General features: G+C 70.1%; 8 protein-coding genes and 1 pseudogene. 5 read left to right on the forward strand and 4 right to left on the reverse strand.

Annotation, left to right across the window (positions count from 1 at the left end):
- From ligD to EGK76_RS10020, 5 genes are all read left to right on the forward strand, one after another.
- Positions 1 to 2,619, forward strand: a complete 2,619-nt coding sequence (ligD, locus tag EGK76_RS10000; RefSeq protein ID WP_123832512.1) for a DNA ligase D — start codon at positions 1 to 3, stop codon at positions 2,617 to 2,619.
- A gap of 181 nt (positions 2,620 to 2,800) precedes the next feature.
- Positions 2,801 to 3,727: a 2OG-Fe(II) oxygenase gene (locus EGK76_RS10005; RefSeq protein WP_123832513.1), complete on the forward strand. Its 927-nt coding sequence runs from the start codon at positions 2,801 to 2,803 to the stop codon at positions 3,725 to 3,727.
- Between the two features lie 363 nt (positions 3,728 to 4,090).
- Positions 4,091 to 5,779: a M28 family peptidase gene (locus EGK76_RS10010; protein ID WP_123832514.1), complete on the forward strand. Its 1,689-nt coding sequence runs from the start codon at positions 4,091 to 4,093 to the stop codon at positions 5,777 to 5,779.
- An 83-nt stretch (positions 5,780 to 5,862) separates the two neighbouring features.
- On the forward strand, positions 5,863 to 6,903 hold the full coding sequence (locus EGK76_RS10015; protein ID WP_123832515.1) for a patatin-like phospholipase family protein: 1,041 nt from the start codon (positions 5,863 to 5,865) through the stop codon (positions 6,901 to 6,903).
- Between the two features lie 314 nt (positions 6,904 to 7,217).
- Entirely contained in the window at positions 7,218 to 8,837 is a 1,620-nt protein-coding gene (locus tag EGK76_RS10020; protein ID WP_096296853.1) for a mechanosensitive ion channel, read from the forward strand.
- A gap of 398 nt (positions 8,838 to 9,235) precedes the next feature.
- Here EGK76_RS10020 and EGK76_RS10025 read toward each other — a convergent pair whose 3' ends face one another.
- The 4 genes and pseudogenes from EGK76_RS10025 to coaBC all read right to left on the reverse strand — a co-directional run bounded on the left by EGK76_RS10025 (position 9,236) and on the right by coaBC (position 14,598).
- Positions 9,236 to 10,075: a DNA ligase gene (locus tag EGK76_RS10025; RefSeq protein ID WP_233580251.1), complete on the reverse strand. Its 840-nt coding sequence runs from the start codon at positions 10,073 to 10,075 to the stop codon at positions 9,236 to 9,238.
- A gap of 508 nt (positions 10,076 to 10,583) precedes the next feature.
- Positions 10,584 to 12,914: a phosphomannomutase/phosphoglucomutase gene (locus tag EGK76_RS10030; RefSeq protein WP_123832517.1), complete on the reverse strand. Its 2,331-nt coding sequence runs from the start codon at positions 12,912 to 12,914 to the stop codon at positions 10,584 to 10,586.
- A gap of 12 nt (positions 12,915 to 12,926) precedes the next feature.
- Positions 12,927 to 13,385: a dUTP diphosphatase gene (gene dut / locus EGK76_RS10035; protein ID WP_123832518.1), complete on the reverse strand. Its 459-nt coding sequence runs from the start codon at positions 13,383 to 13,385 to the stop codon at positions 12,927 to 12,929.
- Positions 13,382 to 14,598 (reverse strand): annotated as a pseudogene (gene coaBC, locus EGK76_RS10040) (bifunctional phosphopantothenoylcysteine decarboxylase/phosphopantothenate--cysteine ligase CoaBC). Before coaBC ends, dut begins: the two are co-directional and overlap by 4 nt.
- Between the last annotated feature and the right edge of the window lie 166 nt (positions 14,599 to 14,764).

Genomic DNA, 14,764 nt, shown 5'->3' on the forward strand with positions numbered 1-14,764 from the left:
GTGTCGCTGACCGAATACCGGCGCAAGCGGCGCTTCGATACGACCCGCGAGCCCGAGCCGGGCAAGCCCGCGCCGCGTGGCCAGCGTGCGATCTTCGTCGTCCAGCTGCACCATGCCAGCCGCCGCCATTACGATTTCCGTCTGCAGATCGGCGATGCGCTCAAGAGCTGGGCGGTGCCCAAGGGGCCCAGCTACGATCCGGCCGTCAAGCGCATGGCGGTCGAGGTCGAAGACCACCCGCTCGATTACGCGGGCTTCGAAGGCGAGATCCCCAAAGGAGAATACGGCGGTGGCCATGTCGCCCGCTTCGACACCGGGGTGTGGGCTGCCGACGGCGACCCGGAGGAAGGGCTGGCCAAGGGCCATCTGCGTTTCGAACTCTTCGGTCGCAAGCTCAAGGGTCGATGGCATCTGGTGCGATCCCACAAGCCGGCGCGTCAGCCGCAATGGCTGCTGTTCAAGGACCGCGACGAGTTCGCCGGCGCGCTCGAGGCAGACGATCTTCTGGCCGATATCCCCCCGCCGCCAGCCGAGGATGCGAAACGCGCCGGCACCGGCAAGGCGCGCAAGCGCAAGGAGCGCGAGGTCGAGGCGCCAGCCAAGCGCAGCGATGACTGGGCGGCCGCCGCGGGCAGGCTCGACGGTGCCAGGCGCGGCGCGGCGCCGGACGGTCCCTTCGCCCCGCAGCTCGCCAAGCTCGGCGACGCCGCGCCGCAGGGCGAGGCCTGGCTGCACGAACTCAAGTGGGACGGTTACCGCCTGCTGGCCACCGTGGCCCGCGGCAAGGTGCGGCTGTGGTCGCGCAATGCGATCGAATGGACCGGCAAGGTCCCCGAGATCACCGCCGCGGTGGCGCGGCTGGGCCTGAAATCGGCCGCGTTCGATGGCGAGCTCATTGCCGGGCGCGGCAGCCGCGAAGACTTCAACCTGCTGCAGGGCACGCTCTCGGGCGAGCGCCAGGGCGCCTTGGCGCTGGTGCTGTTCGACCTGCTGCATGTCGACGGCGTCGACATCTCCGATGCGCCGCTGTTCGCGCGCAAGGCGCTGCTGCAGCGCATTCTCGGCGAGAAGCCGCCGGCGCACCTGGCCTACAGCGCGCACATCGAAGGCGCGGCCGAGACCGCGGTGGAACTGGCCTCGGAATCGGGCTTCGAAGGCATCATCTCCAAGCGCGGCGACCGCCCCTATCGCCCCGGCCGCGGCGACGACTGGCGCAAGACCAAGGAGCTGGCCAGCGACGAATACGCGGTCGTCGGTTATACACCGCCCAAGGGCAGCCGCAACGGTTTCGGTTCGCTGCTGCTGGCCCGGCCCGATCCCGAGCACGGCTGGCGCTATGCGGGCCGCGTGGGCTCGGGCTTCAGCGATGCGCTGCTGACCGAGCTGACCCCGAGGATCGGCCGCGCTGGACGCGACGTGCCCACGGTCTTCGTGCCACCCAACGACACCGACCTGCGTGCGGCGAAATGGTTTGCGCCGAGATTCGTCGTCGAGGTCTTCTCGCGCGGCACCGGCGGGCATGGGCTTCTGCGCCAGCCATCGCTCAAGGCGGTGCGCCCCGACAAGTCCGTGGACGATCTGCATGACAGCGACCGCAATGGAGACGACACGATGGCGAGTCCGACAGCGACCCCGACGCCGCGCAAGCGCGCCGCAGCCAAAACCGCGAAGCCCGCCACGGCCTCGGCGCCGAAACGCGCTGCGACCGCCAGGACCGGGCGGGCCGCAAGCACCAGGTCAGCCACCAATTCGGACGCGCCGCGCACGCCGCCCACCCTGTCGAGTCCCGAGAAGGTGCTGTTTCCCGGCGACACGCTGACCAAGCGCGATGTCGCCGACTACTACACCGCGGCGATGCCCTGGTTGCTGCCCGAGATCGCCGGCCGTCCCCTGTCGGTGATCCGCTGCCCGGGCGGCATCGCCAGTGCCTGCTTCTTCCAGAAGCACCACACCGCGGGCATGACCCTGGTCGAGACGGTGCGGCTCAAGGAGGAGTCGGGCAGCGGTGACTACCTCGTCGTCAACGATGCCGCCGCCGCGCTCGAGCTGGTGCAGTTCAATGCGCTGGAGTTCCACCCCTGGGGGGCGCATGCGGATGCGCCCGACATCGCCGACCGCATCGTGTTCGATCTCGATCCGGGTGAAGGCGTCAGCTGGCCCGACATCGTCGCCGCCGCGCGACATGTCCGTGAGCTGCTCAAGCAGCTGGGGCTGGAGTCGTTCGTGCGCACGACGGGAGGCAAGGGCCTGCATGTCGTCGCGCCACTGTCGCCCGGCGCCGACTGGAGCGTGGTCAAGCCGTTCGCGCATGCCTTCGCACAGGGCATGGTGGAACTGGACCCGCTGAAGTACGTGGCGACAGCCACAAAGAAATTCCGCAAGGACCGCATCTTCGTGGACTACCTGCGCAACGGCCGCGGTGCCACCAGCGTGGCCTCGTTCTCGCTGCGGGCACGCGCCGGCGCGCCGGTGTCGATGCCGCTGCGCTGGGAGGAGCTCGGGCGGGTGAAGTCTGGCGATGCCTTCACCCTGCGCAATGCCCCGGCGCGGCTCAAGCGGCTCAAGGCCCATCCCTGGGGCGACTACGCGACACTGCAGCAATCGCTTCCGGATCTATGAGGACGAGCGGCTTCGGGCGTCCGCGAACCTCGGCCACGCGGATGCTTCCCCACCGTCAGCTGTCGGGGGTAACCGATGCCTCCAACGGGAGCGCGCTGCCGTAAGCGGCGCCACCCGGAACGTCCTGACGGCGATTGGCGCTGGGCTACACTCCCGGTCCTCGACGACTTCAGCACGGCCCATGGACGGAACGCCTCGCACCTCGATCATCAACACGCCCGTTCTCGAGGCTGCCGATCGCCTCGGTGCGGATTTCGTGGCGGCCCAACCGTTTCCGCACGCGGTCATCGACGAGTTCTTCGCACCGGCTTTCGCCAGGCGCCTGCTGGCCGAGTTTCCGGGTTTCGAGCAGGGCAACTTCATCGGCGACGATGGCCAGCCGGGCGGCAAGTCCACATCCGACAAGGTGCGACAGCTGGGCCCGGCCTACCGCGAGCTGGACGATGCAATCCGGAGCCAGGAATTCCTGCAGCTGCTGTCGCGACTGACCGGAATCGAATCGCTGATCTACGACCCCTGGTATCTGGGCGGCGGCACGCACGAAAACCGTGACGGCATGAGCCTGGATCCCCATGTGGATTTCAACTTCCATCCGAGCGAACGCTGGCATCGCCGGCTCAATCTGATCATCTATCTCAACCCCGTCTGGGACGCGCAGTGGGGCGGCAATTTCGAACTGTTCCGCGACCCGCACGGCTCGCCGCGTCCGGATGTCTCCATCGCGCCGGCCTTCAACCGCTGCGCCATCTTCGAGACATCGGAACGCTCCTGGCACGGGTTCGACCGGATCCGGTTGCCGCCCGAACATGCGGGCCTGACGCGTCGGTCCATCGCGCTCTACTTCTATACGAAGGACCGGCCAGCGGACGAGATCGCGGAGCGGCATACGACGTACTACGTCAACCGGCAGCTGCCCGAGCGGTTCGTCGAAGGTGCAGTCCTCGACGCCGCGGACGTGGCCGAGATGCGCGAACTGGTCAGCCAGCGCGACGCGCACATCCGCATGCTCTACGCGGAGAACACCGCACTACGAAAGGCGCAGGACGCCGGGATCGGTGGCCAGCTCGTCTATCTGGCCAAACGCGCCTACGTCCGCTTCAGGCGCTGACGCGGGCGCCGCGGCACCGGTCGTCCTGCGGCAGGCCGCACTGGAGCGAACGTCCGGTTGGTTCCGTGCCTTGCCGGCGGACGTTTTCCTGCAAGTCGCGTAGCGGCGCCGCAAGCACGCGGCGGTTGCCCACCGTCATCGAAGGCGCGCGGCGCGGACAATCCGCCGATACGACCGCGCATCGACGCCCCCGCAGAACGCCAGTCCTTCGACACCGGCCGCATCTCAGCCGCGCATGCGCGGATCTTTCGACCCCGGTCGGGTCCGACGAGCCAGCGGGCAAGTGGGCAGGGCTGCGGCCTGAGGCGGCGCGTGCCGGCGCGGGTGCATGCTACCGTCGCCCTCCCGCATCGGAGCCACCGCATGACCCGTCCTCTGCTGAGCGTTGCCTGCGTACTGATGCTGGTGGCCTGTGATGGACGTAGCGAGGATTCGGCATTGCAGGCGCAGACCGCGCCGGGGGCACCGATGCCGCCTGCACCGGTGGTCGTCAATGACACACCGGCCGGGCAGCGGATCGAGGCGGACGTGCGCGCGCTTGCCGACGACCGCATGGCTGGACGGGAAACCGGCACCCCCGGGTTTGATCTCGCCGCCGAGCATGTCGCGCAGCGTTTCGCCGATATCGGGTTGCAACCCGCGGGCGACGAGGGCGGCTGGTTCCAGCGTGTCCCGCTGGTACGCGCCACTGCGGACCCGGATGCGGCCGCGCTGTCGGTGGCGCGCAACGGCCGCACGATCGCGCTGCGCGCGCGCGACCAGTTCCTGCCGCTGCCCAACTTCAATGCCGGTGCCACCGAACTCACCGCGCCTGCGGTGTTCGTTGGCCAGGCGATCCATGCGCCGGAACTCGGCCACGACGACTTCGCAGGCATGGATCTCGATGGCCGCATCGCGATCGTGTTCGGGGGTGCGCCGCGCAGCTTCGAGCCCGACCCCTTCGCGCATTACGCCAGCCTGCGCACCAAGACCGAGGCGATCGTCGCGCGTGGTGCGATAGGTCTGGTGCTGGTCAACACCGTCGACGACGAAGCCGGCTCGCCCTGGGCGCGCAGCGTCGCGCAGGCGAGCCGACCGGCGATGCGCCTGCGCGATGGCGACGACCGGCCGATCGATGCCCCTGCCCAGCTGCGCGCGGGCGCCCGCGTCGCCGCGACCGCGGCCGACCTGGTGTTCGCCGACGGCCCGCGTACCGCGGCAGAACTGTTCGATGCCGCGCGGGCCGGCCGCCTGGCGCCCTTCGCGCTGCCGGGCACGATGACCCTGCGCACGCGCAGCCATATCGACCACATCGAATCACGCAACGTGCTCGGCATGTTGCCCGGCAGCGATCCGGCACGGGCCGCGCAGTCGATCGTGCACACCGCGCATCTCGACCATCTCGGGCACGGCGCGCCGGTCGACGGCGATGCGATCTACAACGGCGCACTCGACAACGCGCTTGGCGTCGCGATCCTCATCGAGGCAGCGCGCGAGCTTGCGCAAGCTGACGCCGCGCCGGGGCGCAGTACGCTGTTCGCCGCGCTCACCGCCGAGGAGCACGGCCTGCTTGGCGCGCAGTGGCTGGTCGCGCATCCGCCGACGGCGGCAGGCAGCCTGGTCGCCAACATCAATATCGACATGCCGGTCCTGACCGCGCCGACGCGCGACATCATCGCCATCGGCAGCGAGCATTCCACATTGCAGGCGGCGGTGACGCAGGCCGCGGAAGCGGTCGGTGTCGATGTGTCGCCCGACCCCTTCCCCGAAGAGGTCGCGTTCGTCCGTAGCGATCAGTACGCGTTCATACGCGCCGGCATTCCGGCGCTGTACCTCGACGCCGGCGTGAGCCCGGCCAACGACAGCCAGAATCCGAAGATCGCGGCGACCTGGTTCCTGCGCAACTGCTACCACCAGCCCTGCGACCAGGTGGATCTGCCGATCCAGTACGCGGACGCGGCGCGCATGGCGCGCATGAGCGCGGCGCTCGCCCGCATCGTCGGCGATGCGGAAGCGGCGCCGCGCTGGAATGACGGCGACTTCTTCGGCACGCGTTTCGGCAGCGCCCGCTGACTCCCGCGCGTCCGCGCGTGCTTCAGCCGCCGACAGGCGCAGCGCGCGTATCCTCGGCCCGTCCCGCAACGGCCCGCCATCACATGCGTTTTCGCACCGCCCATCGCCACGCGCGCACCGCGCTGATCACCGCCGCCCTGCTCGTGCTCGCCGCATGTGGTCGTGACGACATACGCCCGACCCCGCCAGTCGCCGTGCAGCCGGCAACGCCGGCGCAGGTGACGCCGCGGTCGCAGCCGGTACGCATCGGCCTCGCGCTCGGTGGCGGCGCGGCCAAGGGCTTCGCCCACATCGGCGTGATCAAGATGCTCGAAGCGAACGGCATCAAGGCCGACGTCGTTGCCGGCACCAGCGCCGGCAGCGTCGTGGGGGCGCTGTATGCAAGCGGCATGGATCCGTTCCAGATGCAGGAGCGCGCGGTGGCGCTGGACGAATCGAGCATCCGCGACGTGCGCTTGTTCTCCGGCGGTCTGGTCCAGGGCGTGGCCCTGCAGAACTATGTCAACCAGGAGGTCGGCAACCGCACGCTCGACCGGATGCGCATCCCCTTTGCCGCCGTCGCCACGCGGCTGGAGACCGGCGACCGCATCGTGTTCGTGCGCGGCAATACCGGGCAGGCGGTCCGCGCGTCGAGCAGCGTGCCGGGCGTGTTCGAGCCGGTGAAGATCGGCGACCGGCATTACGTCGACGGTGGCGTGGTCAGCCCGGTGCCGGTCGATGCAGCCAGGCAGCTCGGCGCGGATCTCGTCATCGCGGTCGACATTTCCAGCAAGGCCAGCGGCACGATGCCCGGCAGCATGCTCGGCATCGTCAACCAGTCGATCGCGATCATGGGTCAGAACCTGGGCCGCCAGGAGCTGGCCCGCGCGGACGTGGTGATCCGTCCCCAGGTCGGCGACATCGGGCCGGCAAGTTTCGAACAGCGCAATGCGGCGATCCTCCAGGGCGAACGCGCGGCGCTTGCGGCGATGCCGCAGATCCGCGAGAAGATCGCCGGGTTCGAACGCGCACGTGCGGCCGCGTCTGCGCCCGCAAAGCCGGTGGAGCCTGCACCTGTCGACATCGATTGCGGCGACAGCTGGGTGCGTCGCCTCAATCCGTTCGCGAAGGAACGCGCCTGCTGACACCGAGCGCGGCGACGCCGCGCTGGCTGGACCCGCATCCCCAAGTGACTGCAGACGGGCCGGACGACGATCGCAGTCCACGGCCCAGGCCTCCGCCCTGCACAGCCTGTGTTCACCCCGAGCCCACACCGGGCGCGGCCACACTGTGCGCGGCACGGAGTTCGACCTCGCACGCGAGGCGTCACGCATCAGCCGGTTCCCGCGACGCGACTTCCCATCTCCGATGCTGATCCGTCCTCGACCGCGCATCTGACGCGGCCGACCATCCATCGATCGGCGCGGCGCTCGCCGCGTCCCCGCGAGGAGACTGTTCCATGCCCCCCAACACACTTGCCCGGCAACTCGAACTGAGCCTTGGCCACTACCTGCCGGCAGTGCTGGGCGCCGTCCTGGTGCTGATCCTCGGGCTGATCGTGGCGCTGTTCGTGCGCGGCCTGATCCGCACCGGGCTGACAAGGCTGCGGGTCAACGAACGCCTCAACAGCCAGACCGCCGCGCAGCTCGACATCGTCAAGGTGGCGGCGTCGATCGGGTTCTGGTTCGTGATCCTCCTCACCCTGGTCGGCGTCTTCAACGTGCTGCGCTTCGACGGGCTGTACGGACCGTTCTCGGCGCTGACCACCGAGGTCATGCTGTACCTGCCGCGGATCATCCTCGCCGGCGTGCTCGCGCTGGTGGCCTGGCTGCTGGCAACCGTCCTGCGCGCCGCGATCAACCGGCTGATGGCAGCGGGACGCTGGGACGAGCGGCTGTCGGCCTCGGCCGGCGTCAAGCCGATTTCGGCCGTGCTCGGCGATGTCGTCTACTGGCTGGTACTGCTGCTGTTCCTGCCCGCGATCGTCGGTGCGCTGCGCATCGAAGGCCTGATGGTTCCGCTCGCGGGGATGACCGAGCAGGTCACCGCGATGCTGCCGAACATCTTCGCCGCCGTCGTCATCGGCCTGGTTGGCTGGCTGGTGGCCAAGGTGCTGCGTGGCCTGGTCACCAACCTGCTGGCAGCGACCGGCATCGACCGCTTCGGCAATCGAGACGGCGTCACCGAAGGAATGAAGCTGTCGCAACTCGGTGGCACGCTCGCCTTCATCCTGGTGATCGTGCCGACGCTGATCGCCGCGCTTGATGCGCTGGCGATCCGCGCGATCTCCGAGCCGGCCAGCGAGATGCTCGGCATCTTCCTGAGCGCGATTCCGAACATCCTGGCCGCGGCGCTGATCCTGATCGTCGCCTGGTACCTGGGGCGGTTCGTCTCGGGGCTGCTGGCGCGTCTGCTCGAGAACCTTGGCTTCGACAGTGTGCCGGAACGCCTGGGCCTGGTTCATCTGTTCAGCCCGACGCCGCGCACGCCATCGCCCCTGGACACCGCGCTGCAGTCGGCGGATCCGGTCGCCGCCGCGGGCACGTCCGCGCCCGCGCCTGGCACGCTGGTCGATCCGACCAGCGGCGCGCCGTTGACGACTGCGTCCCGGGCCGGCGGACTGTCCGCGTTCGTGGGCCGCGTGGCGCTGTTCTTCATCATGCTCTTCGCCACCGTCGAGGCGGCGCACCGGCTGGGCTTCGTCGGCGTGCGCGACCTGCTGGCGACCTTCATCGTCTTTGGCGGCGACATCCTGCTGGGCGCCGTGATCCTGGTCGTCGGTTACTGGCTGGCCGACCTTGCCGCGCGTGCGATCCAGCGCGCGAATCCCGTCGGTGGCCCGGGCCTCTCGCGGATCGCCCGTATCGCGATTCTCGGCCTGGTGATCGCGATGGGCCTGCGCGCGATGGGCATTGCCGACGACATCGTCAATCTCGCCTTCGGCCTGGTGCTGGGCGCGGTCGCGGTGGCCACCGCGCTGGCCTTCGGCCTGGGCGGACGCGAAGCTGCGGGACGCGTGGCGGACCGCTGGGCCAAGGGCTATCTCGAGCGTCGCCGGGATGACGAGCGGCTGCCGTGAGATCGGCTGTTTGAAGTGAGAGAAGGCCCGCCTTGATGGCGGGCCTTTTTTCTGTGCCGGGTTCGGTGCCCGCGAAGGTCGCGGGCGGCTTGGACGGAGCGGGCGACAGGCGCGCCCTCACTGGAAGAGGGCCCAGCGCCCGCGCATCTCCAGCGGAGTCGCCGCACGCCTTCTTCCTCCGCGCGGGGAACCCCATTGAGGGCGCGTGAGCCGCGCGTCCCCGCTTACGGAGCTTGCTGGCTCGACGCCGCGGACCGACTGAATCGGAGAGCGGGCCGCGTGGCTGGAAAATCCTGCCGCCGTTGCCTTCAGCCGGGTGACCCTCACTTTCGCATCGGCCTTGGGGAGGGGCGTGCGCAGGAAGCGGGGCCGGTGTATCCGGGACGAATCAGCGATTCCTAGGGAGGCATCTCGTCGCGGGTGCGCATGAAGCGTGCGAAGCGCGGCAGGCCGGTCGAGGTGAGGCCGTTGTAGCGATAGGTCACCCAGCTGCCGGGCGGCGGCGGGTTGGCGCGCTGGGCGTCGGTGAAACCGGTGCCGATCCGGAAGCGACGCCCATCGTGATGCTCGACCACCAGCGCACCGAGCACGCCCGCGTACTTGCCCTTGCCGGGCGTGTGCGCGACCACGCGTGCTTCGGCGTCGTCATGCGGTTTGAGTTTGAGCAGGGCGGCGCTGCGCCCGACGCCGTAATGTGCGTCGGCGTGGTGCAGCATCAGTCCTTCGCCGCCGGCGGCGACGACCTGCGCGAGGCGTGCGTCGAGCGCGGCGCGTGTCGTCATCCGGGTCTGTTCGACCGCCCGCAGCTGCGGGCGTGCCGTCTGCGCGACCAGGGCGCGCATCGCCACCACGCGTTCCGAGAACGGGCCCGCCTGCGCCGGCAGGTCGAACACCATGAAGCGCACTGCCTCCCAGGCCGCGGGATCGGGCCGGGAGCTCCGTGCAATCCCGCTGACGACATCGAAGCGGCCGCGCGCGATCCACAACTCGCCATCCATCGGCGTATCCGGCCAACCCGCGACGAATGCCGGCGGCGTGGCGATGCGGTGGCCAGCGCGCGTCCACAGCGCCCGGCCATCCCAGCGCGCACGCACGCCGTCGAGCTTTTCGCTGACGTAGTACGCCGGCACGTCGATCTGCGTGGTGCCGAGGTCCCGGGCGAGCATCAGCGCGGGCGGCGATGGCGCAGCTGCCTGCAGTGGTATCGAGACCAGCCACAACAGGACCGTCAGTGCCACGTGGGCGCGGGAGCGATGGTGGCGTCGCATCTGCCGGCTTGCTCGGACGAGGACGGCCAGACTGCGATGCACAGTAGCGTCGCGCCTATGGCAGGACGTCGCGATGGACGGTCGGCGCGGCGCCTGGTCCTCTGTCGGAAGGCAGGACGGCCCGGGACGACCGGGTCAGGGCGGACCCGGCGCTTCGCTGCGTGGGGCGGGAGACGATGGGCTGCAGTTTGCGCGGGCACCGCCCTGTCGAAGCGCAGATCCGGGAAGGCAGTAACCATTTTGCGCTGCTGCCGGCCGCCGCCTATCGCGCCTCTTCCGGGGGCCGCTCCCGCGGCCGGCGCCCGTCCGTGCCCTTGCAAGCCGACGTGTCGCACCTGCGGCTCCAGCGGCGCACCTGCGAAGCGTCGGCGCACACCCCGGGGCTTCCGCACGGGCGCCCCGCTTCGTCGACGTGCGCTGATGGCGCCCCAGCAGCAGAGACGTCAGGCGGTCGGCCGCTGGCCCCGGAAAGCCGCTCTCAGAACGGCAATTCCAGATCCGGATCGATCGCCAGCAACTGCCCGCGGAAGGTCTGCTGGATTCGCAGCAACGCCTCGCGGCTGTCGGCGTCGAACCGCAGGACCAGCACCGGCGTGGTATTCGACGCACGGACCAGGCCCCAGCCGTCCGGCCAGTCGGCACGTACCCCATCGATCGTCGACAGGCGCGCGCCGTCGAAAGCGGACTCGGCCTGCACCCGCGCGATGAAGGCGTGGGGATCGCCATTGGGCGCCGGCACCTTGATCTCCGGCGTCGACACGCCGCTCGGCAAGGCCTTGAGCACGGCCGAAGGATCGTCGTCGAGCGCGAGGATCTCGAGCAGTCGCGCAGCGGCGTAGATACCGTCGTCGAAGCCGTACCAGCGCTCGGCGAAGAAGAAGTGCCCGCTCATCTCGCCGGCCAGTTCGGCGCCGGTCTCGCGCATCTTGGCCTTGATCAGCGAATGGCCGGTCTTCCACATCAGCGGGCTGCCGCCGTGGCGCAGCACGTGGCCGGGCAGGCGGCCGGTGCACTTCACGTCGAAGACGATCATCGCGCCCGGATTGCGCTCCAGCACGTCGGCAGCGAAAAGCATCAACAGACGGTCGGCGAAGATGGATTCGCCGTCCCTGGTCACCACGCCCAGACGGTCGCCATCGCCGTCGAAGGCGATGCCGAGGTCGGCATCGAACCGCTGCACGGTGCTGGCCAGATCGACCAGGTTCTGCGGCTCGCTCGGATCGGGATGATGGTGGGGAAAGGTGCCGTCGATCTCGCAGTACAGCGGCACCACTTCCGCGCCGATCGCCTCGAGCACGCGCGGCCCCAGTTCGCCGGCCACGCCATTGCCGGCATCGACGACGACCTTCAGCGGCCGGGCGATCTGGATGTCGTCGGCAATCCGGCGCACGTAGTCGTCGCCGATGTCGCGCTCCGATACGGCGCCCGGCTGCGGCGCCGTGTACAGACGGTCCTCGGCCACCCGCGCATGCAGGTCGGTGATTGCTTCGCCCGACAGCGTCTCGCCGCCGACGACGATCTTGAACCCGTTGTAGTCGGCCGGATTGTGGCTGCCGGTCACCGAGATGCAGCAGCCGGTGCGCAGGTGATAGGCACCGAAGTACACCACCGGTGTCGGCGCCATGCCGATGTCGATCACGTTGCGGCCCGCCTTGCGCAGCCCGGCGACGAGGCCTGCCACAAGCTCCGGCCCCGACAGGCGACCATCGCGCCCGACGACGATGTCGGTCAGGTCCTGTTCGCGCATCAGCGAACCCACCGCCTGGCCGACGAGTTCGGCCACGCCCGCATCGAGCGTCGTGCCGACGATTCCGCGAATGTCGTAGGCGCGGAAGATCGAAGGGTCGAGCACGACCGACGATGCGGCGGTCTTCTTTCTCGGCACCTCCTCGCGCACCGGCAGCGGCGTCGGCGCATCGCCCTCGGCCGCTTCGGGCGGCGCGCTGAGCAGCGATTCGGCCAGGGTGGGCGTGGTGTCGTCGGACCGGACGACCACTCCGCTGCCGCGCGGCAGGCGCAAGGCCAGCACCGCGAGCAGTGCCAGCAGGCCGGCAGCGGCGAGCAGCGGAATCGCGCCCAGGCCCAGCGGCGCGGCGCCGACACGTGGCACGGCCGCGGCGATACGCAGCGGCGTGCCGGGAACGGGTTGGGCCATGCGTGCAGCCACGTTCGCCAGACTTTCGTCGCCGCGCGCAAGGAGGGTGTGGTTGCCCTGGCGCAGCGCGAGATAGGTGGCCGGATCCAGCGGCGCGCCCTCGAGCCCGGCGGTCGCCCGCGCCAACGGCAGCTGAGCCAGCGCCACGCCGACGAGCCGGCCGTCCGTTTCGGCCGGTGCGGTCACCAGCAGTTGCGGCCTGCCGTCGATCGAGGCCACGGTCAGCGCCGGGCGGCCCGCGACCAAGGCCGCTTCGAGCGAGGACAGGCGACCGAAGCCGCCCTCGTCCAGCGCGGCGTACGCGCCCTTCAGATCGCCGGGGACGATTTCCGCCGCGATCAGTTGCGGCCAGCCGGCGGCGAGCGCGGCGCCCGCGGCTTCGAGATCGCCCGACCCCAGCGCGCCCTGCACCGCGGGCTCGGCCAGGCGTGCCTCCAGACGGGCGAGTTCGGCGCCGAGCGATTGCGTCGTCGCGGCCACGGCGGCGTCGCGTCCCTGCTCGGCGGCGGCGAGACGCTGTTCTCCACGCAGCTGCTGCCAGCCCACCCACGCCGCCCAGCCGGCCAGCAATGCCAACAACACCGCCAGCAACGGCGCGGCCTGGCGCAGCTGCGCCAGTACCACCGCCGTCTGTCGCGGTTCCTTATCGCTCATGTGACCTCCCCGTCAGCGCACGCCAGAATGCCCGAATCCCCCGGACCCCCGCGCGGTTTCGACGAAAGTATCCACCACATTCAGGGTGGCCCGCACGACCGGCAGTATCACCAGCTGCGCGATCCGGTCGCCCGGCTCGATGGTGAAAGCGTCCTTGCCCCGGTGCCAGACGCTGATCATCAGCGGCCCCTGGTAATCGGCGTCGATCAGGCCGGTGCCGTTTCCGAGCACGATGCCGTGCTTGTGGCCCAGGCCCGAGCGCGGCAACACCACGGCGCACAGCCCCGGGTCGCCGATGTGGATGGCGAGTCCCGACGGCACCAGCGCGGCGTCACCGGGCAGCAGGTCCAGGGGTTCGTCGAGCGCGGCGCGCAGGTCGAGGCCCGCGCTGCCGTCGGTCGCGTAGGCCGGCAGCGGCCATTGCTGGCCGAAGCGTGCGTCGAGCACGCGCACGTCGAGGACACAGTTCATCGGACTTCCTTCATGAGTCGGTCGGCGAGCATTGCGACCAGACGGTCGGCAATCTCGGCCTTGGAAGCCGGGCCCAGCTGGACCTGGCCTGCGAGGTCGTGCACCCGCAGCGTGTTGTCGTCGCTTTCAAAACCGCTGCCGGCCACCCCGACCCGGTTCGCGGCAATCAGATCGACGCGCTTGGCGAGCAGCTTGGCCCGCGCGTTGGCTTCGACGTCGTCGGTCTCGGCGGCGAATCCGACGACGAGGGTCGGGCGCGGCGTGGAAGCGGCGACATCGGCGAGGATGTCGCGGGTGCGGACCAGCTGCAGGCTCAGGCCGTCTTCGCCTGGCCGCTTCTTGATCTTCGAGGGCGCGACCTGCGCCGGGGTGAAGTCGGCGACCGCGGCGGCGCCGATGTAGACATCGGCCGGCAGCGCATCGAACACCGCAGCGTGCATCTGCGCGGCCGAGCGCACGTCGACGCGGCGCACGCCATCGGGCGTCGGCAATTGCACCGGACCGGCAATCAGCACCACCTCGGCGCCGGCGCGTGCAGCCGACGCGGCAATCGCGAATCCCATCTTGCCGCTGCTGCGGTTGCCGAGGAACCGCACCGGATCGAGATCCTCGTAGGTCGGACCGGCGGTGACCAGCACCCGGCGGCCGACGAGGGCGCCCCTCATAGGGGCAGCGCGGAGACGATGGCCTGCGGCTCGGCCAGCCGGCCCGGACCCGACTCGCCTTCGGCCAGCGGCCCGTCCTCGGGGCCGATCACCTGCACACCGCGCGAGCGCAGCGTTTCGATATTGGCCTGGGTGGCCGGATGCAGCCACATGCGGTGGTTCATCGCCGGGCACACGGTCAGCGGCGCCGTCGTCGCCAGGCACAGCGTGGTCACGAGGTTGTCGGCAAAGCCATGCGCAAGCTTGGCCAGGGTGTTGGCCGTCGCCGGCGCCACGACCACGCGGCTCGCCCAGCGCGCGAGTTCGATGTGGCCCATCGCGGCTTCGGCGCCCGGGTCCCACAGCGTGGTGCGCACGATGTGGTGGGACACCGCCTGGAATGTCGTCGCGGAGACGAACTGCTGCGCGCTCTCGGTCATGGCGACGCGCACCTCGGCGCCGGCGTCGCGCAGCCGACGGACCAGATCGACGGCCTTGTAGGCGGCGATGCCGCCACAGACACACAGCAGGATGCGCTGCCCGAGCAGCGGGGTCGAAGCGGCGCCCATCGTCGGCGAAGTCCTACCGGAAAACCGGCAGACAGCTTACCCGAAGCATCCGCCCCAGCCGGCTGCAGGCGCAGCGGGTGCGCGCTGGAATGGGGTCTTCGCCGGTCCGGGCGGCGCGTCGCTCTCCCCTTGCGCATGCCGCCCGCACCGGCGCTCCCGAATGGAA

This window comes from Luteimonas sp. 100069 (genome assembly GCF_003813845.1).
Lineage (GTDB): Bacteria > Pseudomonadota > Gammaproteobacteria > Xanthomonadales > Xanthomonadaceae > Luteimonas > Luteimonas chenhongjianii.